Source organism: Dyella thiooxydans (assembly GCF_001641285.1).
GTDB classification, from domain to species: Bacteria; Pseudomonadota; Gammaproteobacteria; order Xanthomonadales; family Rhodanobacteraceae; genus Dyella_A; species Dyella_A thiooxydans.
The window spans coordinates 4,008,267-4,032,217 of record NZ_CP014841.1; the positions used below are offsets into that span (position 1 = coordinate 4,008,267).

General features: G+C 69.4%; 23 protein-coding genes and 1 pseudogene. 9 read left to right on the top strand and 15 right to left on the bottom strand.

Annotated elements, in window-relative coordinates:
- Nucleotides 1-11: 11 nt before the first annotated feature.
- The 3 genes from ATSB10_RS17930 to ATSB10_RS17940 all read right to left on the bottom strand — a co-directional run bounded on the left by ATSB10_RS17930 (nt 12) and on the right by ATSB10_RS17940 (nt 3,845).
- A complete protein-coding gene (locus tag ATSB10_RS17930; protein ID WP_063674077.1) occupies nt 12-1,436 on the bottom strand; it encodes a DHA2 family efflux MFS transporter permease subunit in 1,425 nt (474 codons plus the stop codon).
- Nucleotides 1,437-1,467: 31 nt separating this feature from the next.
- A complete protein-coding gene (locus tag ATSB10_RS17935; protein ID WP_063674078.1) occupies nt 1,468-2,058 on the bottom strand; it encodes a YceI family protein in 591 nt (196 codons plus the stop codon).
- Between the two features lie 119 nt (nt 2,059-2,177).
- Nucleotides 2,178-3,845 carry an APC family permease gene (locus ATSB10_RS17940; protein ID WP_063674079.1) on the bottom strand — a complete coding sequence of 556 codons (1,668 nt, stop codon included), beginning with the start codon at nt 3,843-3,845 and terminating at the stop codon, nt 2,178-2,180.
- A 152-nt stretch (nt 3,846-3,997) separates the two neighbouring features.
- Here ATSB10_RS17940 and ATSB10_RS17945 point away from each other — a divergent pair, with 152 nt between their 5' ends.
- On the top strand, nt 3,998-6,913 hold the full coding sequence (locus ATSB10_RS17945) for a ligand-binding sensor domain-containing diguanylate cyclase (RefSeq protein ID WP_063674080.1): 2,916 nt from the start codon (nt 3,998-4,000) through the stop codon (nt 6,911-6,913).
- Between the two features lie 145 nt (nt 6,914-7,058).
- On the opposite strand, the gene ATSB10_RS17950 is transcribed toward ATSB10_RS17945, so the two are convergent.
- On the bottom strand, nt 7,059-8,441 hold the full coding sequence (locus ATSB10_RS17950; RefSeq protein WP_063674081.1) for an L-serine ammonia-lyase: 1,383 nt from the start codon (nt 8,439-8,441) through the stop codon (nt 7,059-7,061).
- An 81-nt stretch (nt 8,442-8,522) separates the two neighbouring features.
- On the opposite strand from ATSB10_RS17950, the gene ATSB10_RS17955 reads away from it, so the two are divergent.
- Together ATSB10_RS17955 and ATSB10_RS19510 are read left to right on the top strand one after the other, a co-directional pair.
- Nucleotides 8,523-8,762: a glutaredoxin family protein gene (locus tag ATSB10_RS17955; RefSeq protein ID WP_063674082.1), complete on the top strand. Its 240-nt coding sequence runs from the start codon at nt 8,523-8,525 to the stop codon at nt 8,760-8,762.
- Nucleotides 8,763-8,886: 124 nt separating this feature from the next.
- Nucleotides 8,887-9,030: a hypothetical protein gene (locus ATSB10_RS19510; protein WP_157469355.1), complete on the top strand. Its 144-nt coding sequence runs from the start codon at nt 8,887-8,889 to the stop codon at nt 9,028-9,030.
- 22 nt (nt 9,031-9,052) lie between these two features.
- Here the strand turns inward: ATSB10_RS19510 and ATSB10_RS17960 are convergent, their stop codons facing one another.
- Together ATSB10_RS17960 and ATSB10_RS17965 are read right to left on the bottom strand one after the other, a co-directional pair.
- Nucleotides 9,053-10,018: a DMT family transporter gene (locus ATSB10_RS17960; RefSeq protein WP_063674083.1), complete on the bottom strand. Its 966-nt coding sequence runs from the start codon at nt 10,016-10,018 to the stop codon at nt 9,053-9,055.
- A 38-nt stretch (nt 10,019-10,056) separates the two neighbouring features.
- The gene (locus ATSB10_RS17965) at nt 10,057-10,818 is read right to left on the bottom strand and encodes a helix-turn-helix transcriptional regulator (protein WP_063674084.1); all 762 of its coding nucleotides are present in this window, start codon (nt 10,816-10,818) and stop codon (nt 10,057-10,059) included.
- Nucleotides 10,819-10,986: 168 nt separating this feature from the next.
- Between ATSB10_RS17965 and ATSB10_RS17970 the strand changes: the two genes are divergently transcribed.
- Nucleotides 10,987-12,789 carry an amidohydrolase gene (locus ATSB10_RS17970; RefSeq protein ID WP_063674085.1) on the top strand — a complete coding sequence of 601 codons (1,803 nt, stop codon included), beginning with the start codon at nt 10,987-10,989 and terminating at the stop codon, nt 12,787-12,789.
- A 189-nt stretch (nt 12,790-12,978) separates the two neighbouring features.
- Here the strand turns inward: ATSB10_RS17970 and ATSB10_RS17975 are convergent, their stop codons facing one another.
- Nucleotides 12,979-13,776, bottom strand: coding sequence for a hypothetical protein (locus tag ATSB10_RS17975; protein WP_063674086.1), 798 nt, complete (start codon nt 13,774-13,776; stop codon nt 12,979-12,981).
- A gap of 374 nt (nt 13,777-14,150) precedes the next feature.
- On the opposite strand from ATSB10_RS17975, the gene ATSB10_RS17980 reads away from it, so the two are divergent.
- The 3 genes from ATSB10_RS17980 to ATSB10_RS17990 all read left to right on the top strand — a co-directional run bounded on the left by ATSB10_RS17980 (nt 14,151) and on the right by ATSB10_RS17990 (nt 16,780).
- On the top strand, nt 14,151-14,528 hold the full coding sequence (locus ATSB10_RS17980; protein WP_063674569.1) for a BlaI/MecI/CopY family transcriptional regulator: 378 nt from the start codon (nt 14,151-14,153) through the stop codon (nt 14,526-14,528).
- Nucleotides 14,525-16,087: a M56 family metallopeptidase gene (locus ATSB10_RS17985; RefSeq protein ID WP_063674087.1), complete on the top strand. Its 1,563-nt coding sequence runs from the start codon at nt 14,525-14,527 to the stop codon at nt 16,085-16,087. Before ATSB10_RS17980 ends, ATSB10_RS17985 begins: the two co-directional genes overlap by 4 nt.
- Before the next feature lie 147 nt (nt 16,088-16,234).
- Nucleotides 16,235-16,780 (top strand): nuclear transport factor 2 family protein, encoded by a 546-nt coding sequence (locus ATSB10_RS17990; protein ID WP_063674088.1) that lies wholly within the window; start codon nt 16,235-16,237, stop codon nt 16,778-16,780.
- A gap of 38 nt (nt 16,781-16,818) precedes the next feature.
- On the opposite strand, the gene ATSB10_RS17995 is transcribed toward ATSB10_RS17990, so the two are convergent.
- The 3 genes from ATSB10_RS17995 to ATSB10_RS18005 form a co-directional block, all read right to left on the bottom strand.
- Nucleotides 16,819-17,256, bottom strand: coding sequence for a hypothetical protein (locus ATSB10_RS17995; protein ID WP_063674089.1), 438 nt, complete (start codon nt 17,254-17,256; stop codon nt 16,819-16,821).
- Between the two features lie 167 nt (nt 17,257-17,423).
- The gene (locus ATSB10_RS18000) at nt 17,424-17,615 is read right to left on the bottom strand and encodes a DUF1737 domain-containing protein (protein ID WP_063674090.1); all 192 of its coding nucleotides are present in this window, start codon (nt 17,613-17,615) and stop codon (nt 17,424-17,426) included.
- 180 nt (nt 17,616-17,795) lie between these two features.
- Complete coding sequence (locus ATSB10_RS18005; protein ID WP_205631073.1) at nt 17,796-18,158, bottom strand: GNAT family N-acetyltransferase; 363 nt, start codon at nt 18,156-18,158, stop codon at nt 17,796-17,798.
- A gap of 429 nt (nt 18,159-18,587) precedes the next feature.
- Here ATSB10_RS18005 and ATSB10_RS19515 point away from each other — a divergent pair, with 429 nt between their 5' ends.
- Nucleotides 18,588-18,869 carry a hypothetical protein gene (locus ATSB10_RS19515; RefSeq protein ID WP_157469357.1) on the top strand — a complete coding sequence of 94 codons (282 nt, stop codon included), beginning with the start codon at nt 18,588-18,590 and terminating at the stop codon, nt 18,867-18,869.
- A 199-nt stretch (nt 18,870-19,068) separates the two neighbouring features.
- Nucleotides 19,069-19,191, top strand: a pseudogene (locus ATSB10_RS19520) (IS30 family transposase); the annotation flags it as partial.
- A gap of 54 nt (nt 19,192-19,245) precedes the next feature.
- Here the strand turns inward: ATSB10_RS19520 and ATSB10_RS18010 are convergent.
- From ATSB10_RS18010 to ATSB10_RS18030, 5 genes are all read right to left on the bottom strand, one after another.
- Nucleotides 19,246-20,589, bottom strand: a complete 1,344-nt coding sequence (locus tag ATSB10_RS18010) for a GTP-binding protein (RefSeq protein ID WP_063674092.1) — start codon at nt 20,587-20,589, stop codon at nt 19,246-19,248.
- A 10-nt stretch (nt 20,590-20,599) separates the two neighbouring features.
- Nucleotides 20,600-21,148: a YceI family protein gene (locus ATSB10_RS18015; protein WP_063674093.1), complete on the bottom strand. Its 549-nt coding sequence runs from the start codon at nt 21,146-21,148 to the stop codon at nt 20,600-20,602.
- Between the two features lie 22 nt (nt 21,149-21,170).
- Nucleotides 21,171-21,725, bottom strand: a complete 555-nt coding sequence (locus tag ATSB10_RS18020; protein ID WP_063674094.1) for a cytochrome b — start codon at nt 21,723-21,725, stop codon at nt 21,171-21,173.
- Entirely contained in the window at nt 21,722-22,351 is a 630-nt protein-coding gene (locus tag ATSB10_RS18025; protein WP_063674095.1) for a YceI family protein, read from the bottom strand. Before ATSB10_RS18025 ends, ATSB10_RS18020 begins: the two co-directional genes overlap by 4 nt.
- 95 nt (nt 22,352-22,446) lie before the next feature.
- Nucleotides 22,447-23,925 carry a GTPase domain-containing protein gene (locus ATSB10_RS18030; protein ID WP_063674096.1) on the bottom strand — a complete coding sequence of 493 codons (1,479 nt, stop codon included), beginning with the start codon at nt 23,923-23,925 and terminating at the stop codon, nt 22,447-22,449.
- Nucleotides 23,926-23,951 lie beyond the last annotated feature (26 nt).

The following is a 23,951-nucleotide window of genomic DNA, read 5'->3' on the forward strand; positions in this document are numbered from 1 at the left end:
CACCGACGTACTCAAGGGTCCGAGGTGCTGTCCGTGGCGCGCGGGCGCAGCAGCCAGGCGCCGGCCAGCGCCGCCGCCGCGGCGGCGCACGCTCCGGCGAGGAACGCCCGATGGTAGCCGCCATTGAGTGCGGCGAGGCTCGACTCGCCGGCGCCGGCCAGGGCATTCGTCTCGGCGGCCGCGAGGCTGGCGAGCACGGCCAAGCCCAGCGCACCGCCCATCATGAAGGCCGTATTGACCACCCCGGAGGCCAGCCCCGACTGGTCCGGCCCCACGTCGCCCATCGCCGCGAGCAGCACCGGGTTGAACGCAATCCCCGCGCCCAGGCCCAGCAGCAGCATCGCCGGCAACACGTCGATGGCGAAGCGTCCATCGAGTGGCGCGCGTGCGAACAGGGCCAGCCCGATGGCCGCCATCGCCAGCCCGACGGCGAGCGGCCGGCGGATGCCGAAGCGCATCACCAGCCGTGCCGACAGGCTGACCGAACAGACCGCCATCACCAGGTTCGCGGGGAGGAAGGCCAGGCCGACCCGGAACGGGTCGTAGCCCAGTACCTGCTGCATGTAGAGCGCCGAAAGGAAGAACCAGGCGAACATCGCCGCACACCACAGCACGCCGATCAGGCTGGCCACGCTGAGGTTGCGATGGCGGAACAGGCGCAGCGGAATCAGCGGACTGCGGACGCGCGACTCGACGGTCACGAACAGCGCCAGCGAGGCCAGCGCGCCCGCCAGCACGCCCAGCGTGGCGGGGGAGGTCCAGCCGGCCTCGTTGCCGTTGACCACGGCGTAGATCGCCAGGGTCAGCGCCAGCGTCACGCTGGCTGCGCCGGCCACGTCCAGCCGCCCTTCGAACGGCTTGCGCGTGCCCGGGACCAGTCGCAGCGTGGCCAGCGCCACGGCGATGCCGATCGGCAGGTTCACCAGGAAGATCCAGTGCCAGCTCAGCGTGCTGGTGAGCAGGCCGCCCAGCAGCACGCCGATGCTGCCGCCACCAGCGCAGACGAAGCCGTAGATCCCCATCGCCTTGGCGCGGTCGGCCGGGCCGGTGAACAGGTCCATGATCAGCGACAACGCCACCGCCGACACCACCGCGCCGCCCAGCCCCTGCGTGGCGCGCGCCACCACCAGCATCAGCTGCGATGGCGCCAGTCCGCAGGCCAGCGAGGCCAGCGTGAAGGCGGCCAGGCCGATCAGGAACACGCGGCGATGCCCGAGCAGGTCGCCCAGCCGGCCCGCCAGCAGCAGGCAGCCGCCGTAGGTCAGCATGTAGGCGTTGACCACCCAGGCCAGTGCGGTCTCGGAGAAGCCGAGGTCGGCCTTGATCGAGGGCAGCGCGACGTTAACGATCGTGGTGTCCAGCACGATCATCAGCACGCCCGCGCAAAGCACGTAGAACGCCAGCCAGTCGTGCCGGGCGGGTGCGGCAGCGGTCATCGGAAAGCTCCCCGGATCGTGGTCGGTCGGTTCACGGTTCCTGGATCGCCTCGACCTGGATGCGCAGGGTCACGCCCATGTGGAAGCCGTAGTCCTTGCCGGCGCTCATGCCGTAGGCATCGCGCTGGAACGTGGCGAAGGCGTCGGCACCGCACACCTCGCGCTTGAGCAGCGGGTGCGGCATGCACTTGAAGCTGCGGATCGCCAGGGTGAGCGGATGGCTGACCCCGTGCAGGGTCAGCGTGCCGTCCACGCGCGTGGGGGCGCCGTCATGGAAGCCGGCCAGGTGGCCGGCGTAGTGCGCCTCGGGCCACTTGTCGACTTCGAACAGCTGCGGCCCCTGGGCGACCTCGTTGAGCTTGTCCTGGCCGAAGTCGACGCTGCGCATGTCGACGACGACGTCGACCGTGCCGGTGCGCTTCGCGCGGTCCATCGTCACCGTGCCCCGGCTGTGGTTGAACTTGCCGCGCCAGGTCGACAGTCCACCGAGGTGATCGGCCTCGAAGCTCGGGTAGGTGTGGTCCGGATCGATGCGGTAGGTCACCGGCGTGGCCGCGGCCTGGGCAGCTGCGGACAGGGCGAGGGCGGCAAGCAGCGCGGCATGGGGCGGGCGAAGCGGCATGGAGGGACTCCAGAAGGTGGGCTCGCCGGAACGACGGGCGGCGGATCGTCGCTTCGACATGCTGCCAAAAAAAACGCGCGGCCGGAGCCGCGCGTCTGGGTGGAGCCCGGCCGCCGCGATCAGCGGTGGCCGGTCATCTTCTCCACCTCGTCCTCGTCCGGCGGGATCTGCAGGTCGTCCGGATGCGTGTGGGCCTCGCTGCGTTCGGCGACGATCGACGGCGTACGCCAGCCCGACTTCACGCCCCACAGGAAGAACACCAGGCCGATCACCGCCACCAGTGCGAGGTCCCAGCCGTAGGGGATGTAGCCCAGGCCGCCGAACTTGGCGCTGCCGAACTTCGACACCACGGCCAGCGTGACCAGGTAGGCGATCAGCCACCACGCACCCTTCAGGTGCGCGCCGAAGTCCATCCAGCCGTGCTTGGCCTGGTAGTAGAAGTACACCGGCAGCGCCACGACCATCAGCAGGATGATCTCGCCGGTCAGCGGCCACTTGGCCCAGTACAGCAGCTCGGCCGACATGATGAAGGCGATCGCGGCGATGATCGGGAGGCCGGCCAGCCGGAACGGACGGTGCAGCTCCGGCGCGGTGCGCCGCAGGGTCATCACGCTGACCGGGCCGGTCAGGTAGGAAATGATCGTCGCCACCGAGATCACCGCGGCCAGCGAATCCCAGCCGCGGAAGAAGAACAGGAACAGGAACGACACCACCAGGTTCAGCCACATCGCAGGGCGCGGCACGCCGGACTTCGGATCGATGCGGCCGAAGATCGCCGGCAGCGTGCCGTTGCGCTCCATGCCGTAGATCATGCGGGCGGTGGTGGCGGTGTAGGTCATGCCGGTGCCGCTGGGGCTGACGAAGGCGTCGGCGTACAGCAGGATCGCCAGCCAGTTCAGGTTGACCAGCACCGCCAGCTCGGCGAACGGCGAGCTGAAGTTGATGCCCTTCCAGCCGGCCTTGGCCAGCAGGTCCGGCGGCACCGCGCCGAGGTAGGCGATCTGCAGCAGCACGTAGACCACGGTGGCCAGCGCGATCGCGCCGATGATCGCGAACGGGATGCTGCGGCCCGGGTTGCGGGCCTCGCCGGCCAGGTTCACCGGGCTCTGGAAGCCGTTGAAGCTGAACACGATGCCGGCCGTGGCCACCGCGGTGAGGATCGCCGCGAAGTCGTTCGCGTGGCTGCCACCGGCCGCGCCCACCGCGAGGTTCTCGCTGTGGAAGCCGCTGGCGATCAGGGCGATACCGGTGGCCGCCGGGATGATCAGCTTGATGATGGTGATCAGGCTGTTGGAGCGGGCGAACAGCTTCACGCTCCAGTAGTTGAGCATGAAGTACACGATCACCAGCACCGCCGCGATCCCCAGGCCCATGTGGCTCAGCTCGCCGTGCTTGCCCGGCATCGCGTGGTACAGGTCCTGCGCCCACTGCCATTTCCAGCCGGCCATGTACTGCACCGAGGCCTCGGCCTCGACCGGGATCACCGAGACGATCGCGATCCAGTTGGCCCAGGCGGCAATGAAGCCGACCAGCGAGCCGTGCGAGTAGTGGCCGTAGCGCACCATGCCGCCGGACTCGGGGAACATCGCGCCGAGCTCGGCGTAGGTGAGGGCGATCGACAGGATGATCACCGCACCCAGCACCCAGGCCCAGATCGCGCCCGGGCCGGCCAGCTTGGCGGCGTTCCAGGCACCGAACAGCCAGCCTGAGCCGATGATCGAGCCCAGGCCGGTGAACATCAGGGCGAAGGGTCCGACGTCGCGCCGGATCGCGTTCTGGTTTGCCATCGAGAAATCCCCACGCGGCGCGGTCCGCCACGGTTCAAAACGGCGATAGTGGCAAAGTGGGCCGGGGCTGTCACGTCGCGGCACGGGTGGTTCCGCAGGAAGCTTCGGCCCGGCTGGGGCAAGATGGGCGCCCTGCCCGGAACGATGGCCCGATGCACGACGAGGTTCGCAAGCACGCCACGACGCACCCGGTATGCCGCCTGCGCCGCTGGCTCGCGGGGGCTGCCGGCCTGCTGGCTGCCGGTGTGCTGGCCGCCGCCCCGGCTCCGCTTGCGACGCCTGCGGTGGCCGACCGGGCGATCGAGCTGCAGCAGTTCACCCCGGAGCAGGGCCTGGGCAACCTGGCCGCCAATGTCCTGCTGCGCGACCGGCAGGGTGTGCTCTGGGTGGGTACCGAGCACGGCCTGTACCGCTTCGACGGCGTCGGCTTCCAGCCGGTGCGGACCTCGGTGGACCCGCTCGACCTGGTGGTGAACGACCTGTATCTCTCCCCGGCCGGGCGCCTGTGGGTCGGCACCCGCCGGCACCTTTACGTGTGGGACGGCAGCGACCTGCGCCGCGTCGCCGACCTGCCGGTGGACGACCTGCAGCGCATTGCCGGCGACGGTGGCGAAGGCGTCTACGTGCGCCACCAGCGGCAGCTCTGGCATGTGACGGCCGATGGCCTGGTGCAGACGGTGTCCTGGCCGCAGGCGCTCACGGTTGGAGTCCTCACCGATGGCCCGCTGCTCTGGCTGGACGGCAGCCTGTGGACGAGCTGCGGACCGGCGTTGTGCCAGCGCACCGGCAGTGTCACCCGCGTGTGGGGAGCCGCCGACGGTGTGCCCGCGGACGACTGGCTCACCCTGCATGCGTCGCCGGAGGGTGAACTGTGGGCCGGGGGCAACGCCCACCTGCTGTTCCGGCGCGCGGGTGACAGTCGTTTCGCGGCGGCGGCCGCGCCGCATCCGCTCGATGCTCTCGACCTGGATGCCGAAGGACGCGTGCTGGCGGCCAGTGCCGGAGCGGTGTGGCGCTGGAACGGCAGCGCCTGGACCAGTTTTTCCGACGACCGCACCCTGCAGCACGCGCATCTGCGCGACCTGCTTGTCGATCCGGCCAGCGCGGTCTGGCTGGCCAGTGGCGGCCGCGGCGTATTGCGCTGGCGCGGCTACGGCCAGTTCCAGAACTGGACCACCGCCCAGGGGCTGGACAGCGCGCCGACCTGGGCGATCGCCCGCGATGCCGACGGCTGGCTGTGGTTCGGCAACCAGCGCCAGGGCAACCGCCTGGCGCCGGAGGCATCGCAACTGACCCCCTGGCCAGCCGCGCTGCTGCGCCCGGGCTGGACCGACGCGATGGCGATCGTCCCGCGGGGCCGGCAGGTGTGGATCGTGTTCAACCATGGCGTGCTGGTGCGCTACGACCTGGACAGCGGCAAGGCCCTGCAGGTGGCGACCCACCTCGGCTGGGCCAAATTCGCGCTGGCCGACGCGCAGGGGCGGCTGTGGATCGGCACCCACGGCATGCTGTGGCGGGTGGATAACCCGGATGACGCGCAGCCCACGGCGCAGGCGCTGCTCACCGGACTGCCGCCGGACACCAGCTTCCTGGGCGCCAGCGTGGACCCGCAGGGCCGCGTCTGGGTCGCCACCACGCACGGCCTGCTGCGCTTCGCGGACGGCCGTTTCACCCTGGTCGACCTGGGGTCGCACGAGCCGGCCGGGGGCTTCGCCGATGTGGCGGTCACGCCCGACGGGACGCTGTGGCTGGCGCCGGTGAAGGGCGGGCTGCTGCGCGGCAAAGCGGATGCCGCCGACCGCATCGATGTGCAGGATGCCGGCGATCCCCTGCTGGGCGACACCGCGCTTTACTCGCTCGACGTCGATCCGGTGGGCCGGCTCTGGGCGTTCCACGATGCGGGTGTGGATGTGCATGCGGGCGATCACTGGCGGCGGCTGGACCACAGCGACGGCCTGGTCTGGAACGACCTGGCCACCGGCGCCTTTCATGCCGACAGCGACGGCTCGATCTGGCTGGGTACCGCCGGTGGCGTCTCGCACGTGCTGCATCCCGGACGCTTCACCGATGCGCGGCTCTCGCCTACGGTGCTGCTCGATGCGCGGTACGGCGATGCACCGATCCGCGCCGGCGTCGCCGCCTCGCTGCCGTGGGACCGTCGCGCACTGGTGGTCAGCCTGGCTCAGCCGGGCGTCACCCACCCCGGCGAGCAGCAGTGGCAGTACCGGCTCGACCCGGTCGGCGCACCGGCGCACTGGGAAGCCTCCACCACGCCGTGGATGCGCTATCCCGCGCTGGCTCCGGGCGACTACCGCTTCCAGGCGCGCGTGTACGACCCGGCGATGCGCGCCTACGCGCCACCGGTCGGCTTCGGGCTCGACGTGCGGCCGCCGTGGTGGCAGACCCCGTTGGCCCGCCTCGGCTACGCCGTGCTGGCGGTGCTCGTGCTGTGGGCGGGTTGGCGTTGGCGCCACGCCCGCCTGCTGCGTCACCAGGCCGAGCTGGAGGCGATGGTGCGCGAGCGCACCGTGGCGCTGGAGCAGGACAAGCGTGCGCTGGAGATCGCGCACCAGGCCCTGCAATACGAGGCCAGCCACGATGCGCTCACCGGTCTGCTCAACCGCGGCGCGGCGATCGAGGTGCTGGTGCGGCTGGCCAGCGAGGACGGGCCGCCGCGGCGACGGATCGCGGTCGCGCTGATCGACCTGGACCACTTCAAGCGCATCAACGACACCTGGGGGCACCTGGCCGGCGATGCGGTGCTGGTGCAGTGTGCCGAGCGCCTGCGTACGCTGGCACCGGCGAGCGCCGCGCTGGGACGCTACGGCGGCGAGGAGCTGCTGGTGGTCTGGCCCGGGCTGCCCGGCGAGACTGACCTGGCCGGGCTGTTCGCACCGCTGATGGAGACGCCCTACCGGTTCCGCGACATCGACATGCACGTGACCTGTTCGGTCGGCATCACTTGGGTGCGCGCCGGCGAGGACGTCAACGCCATCCTGCACCGCGCGGACACGGCGCTCTACGAGGCGAAGGAGCGCGGCCGGGCGCGGGTGGTGCGGGCGGACTGAGCCGCGCCGTCAGCACTCGATCACGTTCACCGCGAGGCCGCCGCGCGAGGTCGAGAAGTCCGCGGCATGCGTTGAAGCGCATGCCGTGGGTTTCGAGGGTGAGCCGTGAACCGGCGAACGGGGAGATGGGAGCGCAGGCTCGCGCTCAGCACTCGATCACGTTGACCGCGAGACCACCGCGCGAGGTCTCCTTGTACTTGTCCTTCATGTCGCGGCCGGTCGCGCGCATGGTGGCGATCACCTTGTCCAGCGATACGCGGTGCTTGCCGTCGCTCTTCAGCGCCATGCGGCTGGCGTTGATCGCCTTCACCGAGCCCATCGCGTTGCGCTCGATGCAGGGGATCTGCACCAGCCCGCCGATCGGGTCGCAGGTCAGGCCGAGGTTGTGCTCCATGCCGATCTCGGCGGCGTTCTCCACCTGGTGGATGCTGCCGCCCAGCGCGGCGGCGAGGCCGCCGGCGGCCATCGAGCAGGCCACGCCCACCTCGCCCTGGCAGCCGACCTCGGCGCCGGAGATCGAGGCGTTTTCCTTGTAGAGGATGCCGATCGCCGCTGCGGTGAGCAGGAACTCGACCACCCCGTGCTCGTCCGACTTCGGACAGAAGCGGTGGTAGTAGTGCAGCACCGCCGGCACGATGCCGGCCGCACCGTTGGTCGGCGCGGTCACCACGCGGCCGCCGGCGGCGTTCTCCTCGTTCACCGCCAGCGCATACAGGTTGACCCAGTCCAGGATGGTCAGCGGGTCCTTCAGCGAGGCTTCCGGCTGGCGGCGCAGGTCCTCGGCCATCGCCGGCGCGCGACGCCCCACCTTCAGGCCGCCGGGCAGCACGCCGGGCGAGCGCAGCCCGCGGGTCACGCAGTCCTGCATCGCCTGCCAGATGGTCAGCAGGCCGGCGCGGGTCTCCGCTTCCGGCCGCCACACGCTCTCGTTGGCGAGCATCAGCTGGGCGATGGTCAGGCCATGCTGCTCGCACAGCCGCAGCAGCTCGTCGCCGCTGGAAAACGGGTAGGGCTGTTCGGTGGTGTCGGCGACGATGCGGTCTTCCGCCGCCTCGTCGTGGTTCACCACGAAGCCGCCGCCGACCGAGTAGTAGTCGCGCGTGGCCAGCTCGTTGCCCTGCTCGTCGTAAGCCGAGAAGCGCATGCCGTTGGTGTGGAACGGCAGCTTCTGGCGCTTGTTGAAGACCAGGTCGGCCTTCTCGTCGAACACGATCTCGTGCCGGCCGAGCAGGCGGATGCGATGGGTCTTGCGGATCCGCGCCAGCGTGTCGGGAATCGCGTCCGGGTCCACCGTGTCCGGGTGCGCGCCTTCCAGGCCCAGCAGCACGGCCTTGTCGGTGCCGTGGCCGCGGCCGGTCATCGCCAGCGAGCCGAACAGCTCGGCGCGCACGCGGGCCACCCGGTCGAGCACGCCCTTCTCCTCCAGCCAGCGCTCGCAGAAGCGCGCCGCCGCGCGCATCGGCCCGACGGTGTGCGAGGACGAGGGACCGATACCGATCTTGAAGAGGTCGAACACGCTGACGGCCATGAATACGCTGCGGGAGAGTGGGGAAGGACCGCTATTCTAGGCGCTCCTGCCGGACCGGCGTCTGTACGCCCGCGTGTGTTGATGAGCCACCTGATCCTCTACCAGCGCGACTACTGCCACCTGTGCGACATGGCGCTGGCGGTGATGGCCGAGGCGCGCGCGCCGGATTTCGACAGCGCCTGGGTGGACGACAGTCCGGAGCTGGAGGCGCGCTACGGCACCCGCCTGCCGGTGCTGCACGACACCCGCGACGGGCGCGAGCTGGACTGGCCGTTCGATGCGGCGGCGGTGCGTCGCTTTCTCGGCCGGCCGGCGCGTTAGCGGCGGTGCGGCCACACCGCGCATCTTGACCGGTGTGCTGGCGTCATCCCTTCAGTCCGCATCGACACCCATCCAACATGCCGGCGCGCAGACTCGGGCCTTCCTCCCTCGGGCCACCGATGTCATGAAACAGCCGCGCCGCCTGGCTTGGATCGTCTTCGTCATCGCGCTGCTGCTCATGATCGCGGTGGGTTTCTTCCGCGCGTCGATGCATGACGAGGCACGTCCGGCGTCCGGACCGGCGCCATCCGCGTCGACGGCCCGTTAGGTTCGCCGCCGACGATCCGGCATCAGCTTTCCGCGCCGATCGGATCCACCGCCGCGCCGTGCGCCAGCACGCAGGTGATCACCCCGGCCACCAGCAGCACGAAGGCCAGCGCCTCGAGCGTGGTCGGCAGCCGGTGCTCCCAGACGAAGCCGTAGATCAGCGCGAACAGCGTCTCGAACAGGATCATCTGGCCGACCAGGGTGAGCGGCAGCAGCCGGCTCATGCGGTTCCACAGGGCGTTGCCGGTGATCGAGGCGAGCAGCGCCAGGGCCGCCGACACGCCACCGAAGCGCAGCCAGTCGCCGGAAAGATGGTGTGCCGTGTCGCCGAGCAGGGCAAACGGCACCAGGGCGAGCGCCAGCGCACCGGTCACCACGCCGGTGAGCAGGCTCCAGTCGTGGGCGGAAACGTCGTGCAGGTGCGCCAGCCAGCGGCTGTTCGACACCGCGTACCAGGTCCACGCGGCCAGCGCGCCGGTGGCGCACAGCAGGCCGAGCAGGGCGCGGGTACCCGTCGCATAGCCGCTGGGCAGCAGCGCCTGCCAGCCGATGCAGACCGCGCCGGCGATGCACAGGGCGATCGAGGGCAGCAACCGGCGCAGCGGCACCGCACCATGGTCGCGGCTGCCGATCACGGTGACCGTGACCGGCAGGAAACCGACCACCAGCGAGGTGATCGCGATGCCGCCGAGCTGCACGGCGCTGGACAGCAGCACGAAATACACCACGTTGCCGACCAGCCCCAGTCCGGCCAGTCCGAGCCATTCGCGCCGGCCGAGCGCGCCGGTGGCCGCCCGCCAGCGTGGCGCCAGCAGCGCCAGCGCGAGCACGCCGTAGGCGGTATAGCGGCCGGTGGTCAGTTCCAGCGGCGTGAAGCCGTGCAGCAGCGCGGGGGCGAGGAATACCAGGCCCCAGATGGCACCCGCGGCCATGCCGTAGCCGATGCCGGCGGCCGTGCGCGAGGAGGTGGGAAGCGAAGGTCGGTTCATGGTGGCCAGCGTGGCGCAGTGTCGGCGCCGGGTCTTGTTCAGGGCTCGCCCCGGGTTTGCCGGGACGCCTGTACCCGTCGCCGGTAGGCCGCGGGAGCCAGCCCGGTGGCCCGGCCGAAGGCGCGGGTGAACGCGCTCTGGTCCGCGTACCCGCAGTCCAGTGCGATCTCCGTCAGCGGCAGCGGCGTGTCGGTCAGCCACTGCTGCGCCCGCTCGATCCGGCGCTCGGCCAGCCAGGCCTGCGGCGTGGTGTCGAGTTCCTCGCGGAACACCGCGTGCAGCCGGCTCACGCTCAGCCCCACGCGGGCGGCCATGTCGGCGGCGGTCCAGTCGCGCTCCGGATGTGCTGCCAGGGTCGCCAGCAGGCCGGCCAGTCGCGAGGCCGGTCCCGGCGCAGCGCGCTCGACCGCATCCAGCAGCAACGGCAGCCACAACGCGGTGCGCTGCGACAGGCCGTCGTCGCCGAGGCTGGCCGCCATGTAGTCGATCAGATGCGCGGCGGCCGGCCCGACCGGCAGGAAGCGCCGCGCGGCGAGCCGTTCGAGCGTCGGTTCGCCAATCGCCCGTGCATCCACGTCGACCACCAGGAACCGGTTCGCGGTACCGCTGGACTGCGCATGCCGCGCCGTCGGCGCGACGAACGCCGCCCGCGTCCGGTCCAGCCACGCGCCGTGGCCTTCCACGTCCACCTCCATAGAGCCGCCCAGCGGCAGCACCAGCTGCGCGAATGCGTGCGTGTCGACCGCTCCGTCCCGGCCGTAGCTGCGGATGGCGAGCGAGAGGAGCGAGGCCTGGTGCATGGCGGGGAAGGTGAGCGGGGACGGCAGAGCATAGCCCGCCCGGGGCGTCGCCGTGCGCCGTCCCGTCCGCACGGCGGCGGCGCGTGCACGGCACACCCGTTGACCCTGCCCGGGGCGCCTGCCTAGGCTGCATCGTTCGCTTCGCGCGATCCATAGGGGGAGCCACACATGCGCGCACTTCGTCTTTGCCTTCCCGCCCTGCTGCTGGCATCCACGGCGGCGGCGGCCGCCGACACGGCCATTCACGGCTTCCCGCCCGCGCTGCCGGCCGCCGACCTGGTGTTGCGCGACGCCACCATCGCCACGCTCGACCCGCTGCAGCCGGAAGCGCAAGCGCTGGCGGTCCGCGGCGGCCGCATCGCCGCAGTGGGCAGCGACGCGGCCATCGCGCACTACATCGGTCCGCATACCCGGGTGCTGGACCTGCACGGCGCCTTCGTCACGCCCGGCTTCATCGAGGGTCACGGCCACCTGCTCGGCACCGGCACGGTGCTCACCGAGCTCGACCTGGGCAAGGCGCCGGACTGGGACGGCATCGTGGCGATGGTGAAGGCCGCCGTGGCCAAGGCGAAGCCGGGGCAGTGGATCGTCGGCTCGGGCTGGCAGCAGAGCAAGTGGACGCATGCGCCGCAGCCGAACGTCGACGGCCTGCCGCTGCGCGCCAGCCTGGACGCGGTGTCGCCGGACAACCCGGTGCTGCTGGAACACGTCAGCGGCCACGCCGTGTTCGCCAATGGCGCGGCGCTGAAGCTGGCCGGCATCGGCCACGACACGCCGGACCCGGCCGGCGGCACCATCGTGCGCGATGCGCAGGGCGACGCCATCGGCATGCTGCGCGATACCGCCGATGCACCGGTCTATGCCGCCTACCGGCACCACGTCGAATCGCTGCCGCCGGCGGTGCAGGCCGCGCGGCGCGAGCACGCGCTGAAGCTCGCCATGCAGAACGAGGTCAGCAAGGGCATCACCAGCTTCGTCGACATGGGCGAGGACTTCGCCACGGTGGACTGGCTCAAGCAGCAGGCGGCCAGGGGCATTCCGCTGCGGCTGTACGTGAACATCGCCGAGGAGCCGGTGGCGGCGCTCGACGCGAAGCTGGCCAGCTACCGCAGCATCGATGCCGCCGATGGCCACTTCACCGTGCGAGGCATCGGCGAGATCCTCTCCGACGGCGCGCTGGGCACGCACAGCGCGTGGTTCCTCAAGCCCTACAACGACGATCCCGGCATCACCGGCAAGAACGTCACCTCGATGGCGGAGATCCGCCAGATCGCCGAGATCGCCGCGCGCGACGGCTTCCAGCTCTCCGTGCACGCCATCGGCGACCGCGCCAACCGCGAGGTGCTGGACACCTTCCAGGACATCTTCACGAAGGATCCGTCGGCGCACGCGCTGCGCTGGCGCATCGAGCATGCGCAGCACCTGGATCCGGCCGACATCCCGCGCTTCGCGCAGCTCGGCGTGATCGCCTCGATGCAGTCCATCCACGCCTGCTCCGATGCGCCGTTCGTGGTGCAGCACCTGGGCGAGCAGCGCGCACGCGAGGGCGCCTACGTGTGGCACTCGCTGATCGACAGCGGCGCCATCGTGCTGGACGGCAGCGACACCCCGGTGGAGGACACCAACCCGATCGCCGGTTTCTACTGCGCCGTGACCCGTCGCGAAGGCAACGGCACCGCGTTCTTCCCCGCCCAGGCGAAGACGCGCATCGAAGCCCTGCGTTCCTACACCTGGAACAACGCGTACGCGATGTTCGAGGAGCACGAGCTGGGCTCGCTCAGCCCCGGCAAGCGGGCCGACCTGGCCGTGTTCTCCGGCAACCTGCTGACCATGCCTGCCGACCAGATCCTGCGCACGCGCGTGCTGTACACCGTCGTGGGTGGGCAGGTGGTCTACCAGCGCCCCGGCGCGCAGGCCTGGAAACACGGCGAGCTGTTCGCGCCGATGCCGGAGTTCGATCACGTGAACTGAGCGGTGGCGGGTGGCGCGTGTCCGGCGATCGCGCGGACACCGCGGCCCCCATGACCCGATCGGGCGCGTGCCGCCCATGGAGCCGAAGCGGTCTCCGGCCTCGTTCACGTCGTCAGGCATGGCGCGGACCGCGTTGCGGGTCCGCGCGTTCGCATGCATGGCCGGGGCGCGATATCCGCGCCCCGCCTCTCAGATCGGGCGGCCGTGGCTCGTGTCCACGGCGTTCCAGTACCAGTAGAAGTAGCCGTGCTTGAGCTGCAGCAGGGTGTGGGTCTGGATGCCGCCGTGCTCGATGTCGCCCCAGCAGGCCCGCGCCGAGTTGCGGTTGTTGTGCAGGTCGATGCACTCGGGGTCGGGCAGGGCCGGCTTCGGCGGGATGTACAGCGCGGAGCCCTGCGGCACCCACAGGTCGGCCAGGCGGATCCTGCCGAGTTTCGGCCAGTAGCGTCCCACCGAGATCACCAGCGGGAAGTGCGGGTCGGTGGAGGCGAACACGTGCGGGAAATCGTGGTGTTCCAGGTCGGTGCAGACCACCGACAGCAGCCGGTTGCCGGTGTTCTGGTAGGGCGACCAGTGCCCGGCGAACACGCCGTACTCGTATTCCACCTGGTCGAGCTGTTCGACCGGGCAGCTCATGCGCACCGCCTGGCCCTTCTCGACCAGGGTGATGCCGAACGCCGCGGCAACGTCGCGGGTGGCCCACAGCGGCTGGTAGCTCACCTTCTCGGCCACGAAACGCAGCTGGGTTTCCACGCCATAGGGCGCGTTGGGCTTCACCCCGATCACCTGCGAGACGATGTGCTCATGGCCCATCGCCATCTGCGGGTTGGTCGCAGCAACCTCCAGCGGCGTGACGCCCTTCGGCGGCCTGGCCCGGTAACAGGGCTTGCCGTTGTCGTTGTAGAAGTAGGGGGTCTTGGTCAGCGAGACTTTCTGCGTCGACTTGCTGATTTCGAACAAGGGCGGATCAAGGTACCCCTTGGGCATCGAATGGCTCCATGGACTCGGATGGGAAAACGGGGCGTTGCGTCGGTGAGGTGGGGGCGTCGACCTCCGGTGCCTTCACCACCCGGTCGATGGTAGACGGGGTGGATGCCTTCATCCATGGGCGTTTGCGGCCGACGGCGCCGTAATCTTCTGCATGGCCAGTCGCCATCCATGAGGGCGCCATCCATGCTTGTCAGCTGCTCCGCCAGCGATGCGCCGGCCGCCGCTTCCTCGGGCAACGGCACCGCTCCCGCGCGTTCGCAAGGGCGCCCGCGACGCTCCAGTGACGCCCATCTACTATAAACATAGTTGACAAACGGACTAGCCGGCCTAGTATCTACTACAACTCTAGTAGATGAGGGCGGGTGGACGTCATGAAGATCTCTCTCACCGACCGCGAGGCCGACGTGATGCAGGCGCTGTGGGATCGCGGCGCATCGACCGTGGCCGAGGTGCGCGAGCACCTGGCCGACCCGTTGGCGTACACCACCGTGCTGACCGTGCTGCGCACGCTGGAGGCCAAGGGCTACGTGGGCCACGAGGAAGCCGGCCGCGGCCATCGCTTCTTCGCCACCGTGAAACAGCAGGCGGCGCGCAAGAACGCGGTGCAGCACCTCACCCAGAAACTGTTCAAGGGCTCCACCGAGCTGCTGTTCTCGCACCTCGTCTCCGAGCAGAAGCTCAGCGCCGACCAGCTTGCGCGTATGCGTCAGCTGCTGGCCGAACACGTGGACAAGGAGAAGCCGGAATGATCGCCTGGATGATCTACGCCACGCTGGTGGCATTGGCGCTGAGCGCGGCCGCATTCACCGCCGAACGCGCGGCGCGGGTGCGCCGCAAGGCCACCCGCAGGGTTTGGCTTGCGGCGATGCTCGGATCGTTGGCGCTGCCGGCGCTGATCTCTTCGGTGACGCTGCGCCTGCCCGGCATGCTGCAGTCCGGCGCCATGCCGCCGCCGGTCGTGCTGCGTGATGTCACCTCCATTCCGATGCCGGCCCTGCTGATGCCGCTGGATGGCTCACAGCCATATGGCGCACCCGATCCCGTAGCGATGTGGCTGCGGACCGGTTGGCTCGTCCTCTCGTTGCTGGCGCTGTGTGCGCTGCTGGTCGGTGCGGCGCTGCTGCAACGGCGCAAGCGCGGTTGGCGCGAAGCCACGATGTGCGGCGAACGCGTGCTGGTGGCGGCGGATGCTGGCCCCGCCGTGGCCGGCCTGTGGCAGCCGCGCATCGTGGTGCCGGGGTGGTTGCTGCAGGCGTCGGAGCAACAGCAACGCGACGTGCTGGCCCACGAGCGTTCGCACCTCGAAGCCGGCGATCCACGTCTCATTGCGCTGGCCGTGACGCTGCTCGCGCTGATGCCCTGGAATCCGCTGCTGTGGTGGCAGTTCCGCCGGCTGCGCCGCGCGATCGAAGTGGACTGCGATGCCCGCGTGCTGCGCGGCGGCCGCGACCCCGTCGCGTACTGCGAAACGCTGCTGCAGGTGGGGCAGTGCCAGTCCTCCCGGATCGGCCTGGTCCCGGCCATGTCGGAATCCGGCTCCTTCCTGGAACAGAGGATCAAGCTCATGCTGACCAAGCGAAACAAATGGGCCGGCGTATCGGCGCTGGTGCTGGTGTGTGCCTCGTTTGGCATGACCGTGTTCGCGGCGCAGGTGACGCCGCCGGGCGGCGCAGCACCGGAGGTGAAGGACGCGGTCACGCTGCCGCCGACCGTGCTGGATCGCTACGTCGGCTTCTACAAGATCGGCGCGATCTCCAGGGTCGCGGTCACCCGCTCCGGCAACGGCCTGGTCATCGCGATCAGTGCGCAGATGGCGGCACCCAGGCCGTTCTATGCGGTGCCGCTGGGCGCCGACCGCTTCGCGGTCCAGGGAAAACCTGCGATCGCGCATTTCGTCATGGACGCCAGCGGGCACGCCCAGCGCATGGTTCTCGAGATGCATGGCGAAACCGTGCTGGACACGCAGCGCATCGATGCCAGCGAGGCAGGGCGGATCGACGCCGCATTGGCCAAACGTATCCGCGACGAGCAGCCATACCCGGGTAGTTTGAAGGCGCTGCAGCTCCTGCTGCGCGATCCCTTCGACGGCGCCGGCATGAGCAAGGACCTGGCGAGGATCCGTCAGAAGCAGCGCACCTCGCGCGAACAGTACCTCGCCGAACTCGGCCCGGTGCTCTCGTACACCTTCACCGGCGTCAACCAGTACGGCGACGACGTGTACTCGGTGAAGCATGCCCACGGTACGGAAACCATCGCCTTGGTGGTCGACCCCGACGGCACGCTGGCGAGAGCGTTCCGCCACCGCTGATCCACTGCGTTCAACTGTCGCAAGCCGGGCGCTCCCCACGCCCGGCCTCGACCGCCCTCCACCCGTTCATGCACCTCCGCGGCCGTCCCCCGACGACCGCCAGGGCAGCGCTTTGCCCGGCCACTCCCCCACAGCAGGAGCCATGCCATGGAAAACCGCACCGTTCTGCACCGTGCCATCGTCGCCGCGGCCATCAGCCTGGTCGCCTCCGCTGCCTTCGCCTCACCCGCCTCGCCGGGCCATCGGACTGACGAGGCCTGGCTACGCCAGACCCTCGCCGCGCGTGAAGCCGCACTGACCCGTGCCTACGACACCTGCAACCTGCACGCGCTGCGCGCCAGCGTATTCGCCGGCACCCGCGTCGCGACGCCCGACGGCCACCGCATCGACCCGCTCACCGAGGCGCGCGACCGCATCTGCGGACGCCTGCGTCGGGAGGTGGTGCCCGGCAGTCTGTCGGTGCGTGCGGTGGGCGACGACAGCGCGCTGGTCAGCGGGGTGCAGCGTTTCTGCGCCATCGACGACCGCCCCTGTGCCGCACCGGGTGGGCGGTTCGTCCAGCTGTGGACGCTGGACCACGGGCAGTGGCGGATGGGGTGGATGAAACGCTCCGGCGGCTTGCCGCCCGCATCGGAGGCATCAACCGCCGCGCCTGCCCCTGGCCCGGAAGCGACGCCCAGGAGCGCACCCTGACGCCTGCCTTGGCGAAGCATTCATCGAAGTCGAGGGATCTAGCCGACCACCGCAGGAGCCTTGCCAACGAACAGCATGCTTGCCGGTGACCAGTAGATCACCGTCAACAACCACATGTGGACAAAGCCAGTCAGGCCACCGACGAACAGACTCAATGGCCCGAACACGGCCTCGCCGCGTAGTGGGGCAGCAAGTAATGCCAGCAACAATGCGACAGCCAGGAGGTGTCGCCCCCAGGTCCTGAGCATGAACGTGCCCACGATGCCAAGCGTCAGCAGGGCAAGCTGAGCCAGCGCGACGATCTCCAGCAGCCACACGGGAACGAGCAAACCCTGATAGTTCCAGCTGCCGGCACGGTGTGCGACGGAGCCGAGGTAGCCGTGTTGTTCAGCCCATATCGACAGCATGGTCGCTGCGCAAAGCATGCCGAGCGCTACGCAGGTCGTGCGGATCTGGGTGCGGGTAACCGTGAGCATGGAGATCCCATCCTTGAAGGTGATGCTTCGACGACAACGCCGAAAATCGGGGCCAGAAATGCGTGACTCGGAGCGCACGTGCGCGTGAGCGAAAAGGTGCGATATCGACTCTGGACCCTTTCATGGGGCTGGATTCGAGTCGCGCGACGGGTCGGGCTGCTGCCGGGTCAGTCCTTGACCATCGCCTGGAAAAGGTAGTGATGCGCGCCGCCCTTGAATCCCTCCACGGCCAGGCCTCCCTGCGGCCGCCATCCCTCGCGCATGGCGCGGTTGACCTGTTCGGTCAGGTCCCTGGCGGCCTGTTCCACATCGGTCCCGAGGAACTTCGTCGCGTTGACCCGCAAGATCTGATACTGCATGCCTCATCCCTTCTGCCAATGCTGGGCGCCCACGCCACGGGTTCCGGTGGCGTGCCGTCCAGTCTAGCCGCATGGCGCAATGCCCTTTGCCGCGCTGGCGTATCGGTACTCGTTCGGAGTGGATTCGGGCAGGTGACCTTGGACCCTCTATTCGATCGCGAGCGGCCGTCCAAGGCCGAATCAGCGGCCTTCGCCTCCTCGGACGGGCGAACCCTTGACGAAGCGGCGCTCGTCGACGGCGTACCCGACCGCCTGGTAGAACGCATGCGCTGCTGGCCGATGATCGCCACTGGTGACCTCGATGCGAATCGCCCCGGCACCCCACGCCCATGCCTCGACAGCCTGCACCAGCATCCGGCCGACGCCGGTTCCCTGCGCGGCCTTGCAGACGGCGAGTGCGGTGATGCGAATGAGGTAACCGCTGACGTGGAAGAGCGGCAGGCGGTGAGCGCTGGCCACGCCGAGCACCCGGCCGCCACCATCTTCGGCGACGAATACCCGGTCGTCGGTGCTGGTGGAGAAATCCCGCAAACGTTCGACCACCAGCTCCTCAGCTGTGTCGTATCCAAGCTCCGCCAGGCATGAGGCGATAGCCGCCGTGTCTCGAGGAACTGCTATCCGTGCATGCATTGGCTCCCCCGCGAATACCTTCTGATCCACTTCAGATGGGCTAGGTAAGCGAATTTGGCCCGAGTGACGGCGGTCGAATTTAATTGGCCTTGACCCTGTCTTCCGATCAGCACTGATGAAGGAGAGTGTGCAGCAATTTGGTAAGTCGACGTGATGAGCCAGAGATGCGTCAGTGGGGCCTCATTCCGACCAGAAAGTGCTCCTGGAAATGCACTCTGTCTGGGTTTTGGTTGTAGATCCATATCACGGTGACGAGGGCCTGATAAAAAAGCGGGAGCATGAGATATCACATGCTCCCGCTCCAAACTCGACCAACTAGGTTACCTTGAAGAAGGTGTGCGCTTGAACGGCACCAGGGCCGTCAGATTGTTCGGTGGGGAAGGCAAGCTGATGCATTCCTGGAAGGCCGCGCTGCATTCGGTCGGGCTTATTCCAGAAGCGATGCACTGCCGGTATTCGATTTTGCAGCCGATGCCACCACCAGGGAGGTTGGCTGAAGCAGTGCTACTGGCCGCCATGCCAACTGCGAACAGAACACATGATACAGAGAAGATTGCTGTGCTTTTGCTCATCATTTCGTCCTTTGAAGTAGATGGCCTGCCCTGCTTTTTGAAAATAGCATGAATTTCTTGGGCGACGTAAGCGGTCCGCGGCTGAAGTGGGGAGTTGCCTCCCTGCAACCCAAAGGATGAACTGTTTTTTCGTTCGCCTACGACTGTCCCGATGCTGCTCGGGGGCTAGATTTCGTCGGTTATTCCTCAGCTGACGCGCTAGCCGAATGGTCAGGGTAAGGTTTGCTTTCGACGGTGGACTCAATGGATCCCTGTCAGGTGTCTCACAAGCCAAGCTGGATGCCGGTGCCCGACCGTTGAACGAACGACCCAAGAAGACGTCGGGCTACGAGACGCCAGCGGAGCGAGATCGAGATCAACAGACAGTTGCATCGATCAGTGGAATGCAAGGTCGATATCAGTCACTCCACACCCCTGATGAATGCGGCTCAAGCCTTCCTTTCCCTCAACCTACGCAAAATCTCCTCCCGCGCCTCCCGTAATATCGAATCCCGGTCCAAGCTTTCCACTACGTCCGCGACGGCGCGCTTGGCGCCCAGCGCCCCCCAGGATTTGCCGGCGACGAGGTAGCGTTCGGCGGCGCGGCCGATCAGCACGGTGGCGTAGTAGCCCATGGCGCCCTGGGCGGCGGCGGTGACGAGGACGGAGAGGCCGGCGCTGACGCCCTTGAGCGCGGAGGCGACCAGTTGCATGCCCCAGATCGCGCCCATCAGGGCGATCAGCTGCGCGGAGATAGTCGCGACCAGGCGGCCGGATTCGGCGCGGGTCAGCGGCAGGCCGTAGACGCGGGAGAGCTGCACCACCATCGCGGCATCGAGTCCGGCGGCGGCGAGCAGGTCGGCCACCGGCACCGGGTTGAGTGCGACAGCCAGGCCCTTGGCCAGGGCGTAGTTGCGGATGAGCTGGGCGGCGACGCTCCGGCGGGTTTCGGCGATGCGCGCGCTGACCTGGTCGGTGAGGCGGCTGGCGTGCAGGCCGGCGTTGAGCGCGGTGAGCGTGCGGCCTTCGCGTTCGGCGATGGCGCGCAAGCGTTCGCGCAGGGCGGCGACCTGCGGTGGCAGCGGTTCCAGGCGTTCGCCGTGTTCGTCGACCACACGCCGGGGCGAGGGGCGTGCGGCGACGGCGAGCACGTCGTCCGGCGCGACCAGGCCGACGACTTTGCCGCGCAGGTGCTCGAGCAGGTCGGCGCGTTCGCTTTCGCCGTAGCGGTCGGCCTTGTTCAGCGCCAGCAGCAGCGGACGCTGGGTGGCGGCGAGGGTGCACAGGGCGTCGAGTTCGTCGCGGGTGAGGTCGCCGTCGCAGACGAACACCACCAGGTCGCTGATCTCGGCCACTTCGAAGGCGAGCCGTTCACGCGTTTCGCCGTCCAGTTCGTTGATGCCGGGCGTGTCGACCAGCACCAGGCCATCGGCGGCGGCCTCGTCCAGCGGCGCCTGCGTCGCCTCGGTGGTGGTGCCGTGGAGTACGCCGACCGCGAAGGCTTCGCGGCCGAGCAACGCATTACCCAGCGCCGACTTGCCGGCGGAGACGCGGCCGAATACGGCGACGTGCAGCTCGCCGTGCTCCAGCCGTCTGAGCATCGCCTCGACGCGGGCAAAGTCGGCCGCCATCGCCTCGCGCACGCTGGACGGGATCTGCGGATCGTCCAGCAGGTGGCGCAGGCTGTCGGCGACGCGGGTGGGCGCATCGCCGTCGGGACGGCGGGGCGGCGCATCCGCCCGGACCGGCGTGAACCGGTCGCGCAGGCGTTGCCACCAGCCGCCGCCTGCCATCGTGCCGGGCTTACTTGGCGACGAGGTTCAGGTGCGCGGTCACCGTCACGTCGTTGGCGATCACCGAGGTATCGGCGTAGTCGCCGCCACCCACGCCGAAGTCCAGCCGCTTGAGCGTGCCCTTCACGTCCAGCGTGGCGCCGGCGGTGGTCGGTTTGAAGTCGACGGTCAGGCTCACCGGCTTGGTCACGCCGTGCAGGGTGAGGTTGCCGTCGGCGGTGACCGTGCCGCCGTTCTGATGGAATGCGGTGGTGACGAAGTGCGCCTTGGGAAACTTGGCGACGTCGAAGAAGTCGTTGCCGGGCAGGGCGCCGTCGCGGTCGCTGTCGCCGGTCCTGGCGCTGGCGAGGTCGACGCTGACGTCGAACTTCGACGTGTCGAGATGGGCCGGGTCGTAGGCGATGGCCGCGTCGAACTTTCCGAAATGGCCGTCGAAGCCGGCGCCCTGGAAGGTGCCGTGGAAGGCCAGCGTGCTGCCGGTGGGCTGCACGGTGTAGTCGGTGGCGGCGGCCAGACCCGGCAGGGCCAGGGCGAGGGCAATCAGGGCGAGACGTTTCATGGGGGAGGCTCCTTGCGGGGATTCAATTGCGCGGACGGCCGAACGGCAGCATCCGGCGCAGCACGTTGTCGTTGTCGAACACGTGGTGCTTGATGGCCGCACCGACGTGCGCCACCAGCACCAGCAGCAGCGCCCAGAACAAGAGCTCGTGCGCTTCGTGCGCGACCTTGGCGAGGTCTTCGTTCTTGGCGGCGATGGCCGGCAGGTTGAACAGCTTGAAGAACTGCAGCGGGAAGCCGCGCAGCGAGTTGAACCACCAGCCGGTGAGCGGCAACGCCACGATCATCAGGTACAGCACGCCGTGCACCGCGTGCGCGGCCAGCTGCTGCCAGTGCGGACCGGGTTCGTCCTGCGGGCGGCGGTCGAATGCGCGCCACACCAGCCGCAGAAGGAACAGCGCCAGCACGGTGAGACCGATCGACTTGTGCCAGGCGTACACGCTGATCTTCGTCATCGAGGGCGTCATGTCGCTCATCAGCAGGCCCCACACGCCGTTGACCAGGATCGCCAGCGCCATGATCCAGTGGAAGAACTTGGCGACGCTGCCCCATTGGCGGTCGGTACTGCGCAGGCTCATGGCATGTCCTTGGAAGAGGTGGAGGAAGCGGGGGCGGCGCCGTCGTCGCGGATCGCCTCGATCTCCAGTCGCACCAGCACCTGGTCGCCGATGGAGTTCTTGAAGGCGGTGATGCCGAAGTCGCGGCGGTCCAGCGTGGCGGTGGCGGAAAAGCCGGCCACGGTGTGCAGGCCGTAGATGGTGCGGGCGAGCCGGTTGAACTGGAATGGCACGTCCACGGGCCGGGTGATGCCGCGCAGGGTGAGCTGGCCGTGGATCACGCCGTGGCTGTCGTCGGTGCGCTCGACCGAGGTGCTGACGAAGTGCGCGTAGCGCTGGCCGGCGGCGTCGAGCAGGGACGGCTTGAGCACCGCCTTGTTCCAGTCGGCGTCGCCCATGTCGAGGCTGTCCAGATCGATGTCCAGCGCGGTGGACGACTGTTCCCAGTGGTCCGGGTCGAAGCGCAGCCAGCCGCGGGCGATGTGGAAGCGGCCCCACGGCCGCGAGTAGCCGTCGTGGGTGATGTTGAACAGCACCTGGCTGTGCACGGTGTCGAAGCGGTAGCTGTCGGCGCCGGCATAGGCCGGGGTGGCGACCGCCAGGGCGAGGCCGGCGAGCAGGGTCGGAGCGGTCAGGCGCAATGACATGACACGAGTCTGGATGAAGTCGGATGACGGTGCCAGCACGCTGGCGGGAACAGTTTGTCTCCCTGCGGGCGACGTTGGTTCCGTGGATGGATACGTCAGTCGACCGTGTCCCGATCCCGGTCGCGCTCGCGCCAGGCTTCCAGGGTGAGGGTAGCCATGCGTTGCAGCCGGCTGCTGCTGGCATCGGCCAGCATCGACTTCAGCCGCTCGCCGGCGTCGTGCTGGTCCAGCGCGTGGCGCTCGGCCAGCGAGCCGGCCAGCGCACGCCCCATCGCATCGAAGATCAGCGCGTAGGCGAAGGCGTGCAGCACGCCGCCGCCCAGCGTGCCCAGGCCGGGGAAGGCCTTCAGCGCGTTGCCGGCGATCGCCAGCACGATCGAGCTGCCGGTGCGCACGGTGAGCCTGGCCTGGCGCACGAAGTCGTCGATCTGCACCTCGCTGACGCGTACCTCGTACAGCTGCGCCAGCTCGCGGGTCATCGCGGTGGCCAGCGCACCCTGGATCAGCAGGTCGCTGCCGGGCGCCACCGCTGCCATCGCGCCGACCACGGCGCGGCGGGCGTAGCGCTTGACGATGCGCTCGGCGGCCTCGGCGCGGGTGCTCGCCTCCAGCGTGCCGGTGCGCTGGTGCAGCTCGGCCAGCACGGCGTTGGCGCGGTCGCCTTCCAGCGCCTCCGCACCCGGCGCGGTGAGGCGCGCGAGTGCATCGAGCAGGGGTGCGATGGCCGGAGCGCGGGCGCGTTCCACCTGCTCGCTACCGCCATCGGCCAGCGTGCGCACGAAGCGTTCGCGACCGCCGGCGCTGATCGCCACCACCGCCGCGGCGGCGCCGTCGGCGGTGCGGCGCAGGCGGGCGAGCAGCTGCTGCAGATCGTCCGCCGGCCATTGGTCGGCCTTGTTCAGAGCCAGCACCAGCGGCTTGCCGAAGTGCGCCAGCCAGCGCACCTCCTCGGCCTGGCTGCGGGTGAGATCGCCGGCGCAGAGGTAGATCACCGCATGCGCACGCAGCGCCTCGGCGCGGGCCAGTGCCTCGTGCGCCTCGCCGCCGGCTTCGCGGCTGCCGGGCACGTCGGCCAGCACCAGGGCGCGGCCGTCCGACAGCGTGCCGTCGACGTGCTGCACCTGGCGCGTGGTCCCACCGCGCACGTCGCTGGTGGCGTCGGCGTGCGGCGCCAGCGCGCGCAGCAGGCTGGACTTGCCGGTGGAGATCTCGCCGAACAGCGCCACGTAGACGCGCCCGCTGGCGCGGCGGCGGTCCAGCTCGCCCAGCTCGGCGCGCAACGCACCGGTGTCGGCGCCGCGCTCGTCCAGCGTGACGATGCGCTGCTCCAGACTGGCGCGGTCCGGCGCGGCCACCGGCCGGCGCTTGCGCGGCGGGCGCAGCAGCCACCACAGCACGCCGGCGCCGAGCAGGGCGAAGCACACCAGCACCGCGCCCAGCGTCCATTGCAGCCAGGTCGGCAGGGCGAGAAAGCGCTGGGCCAGCGCCAGCGCGCGTTCGGCGGCGCCGAACAGCAGCCATAGGAGGGCGGCGACGGCGAGGGCGGACAGCAGCAGGCGCAGGCGGCGTGACATGACCCCGATTCTAGGCGCAGCGGCGG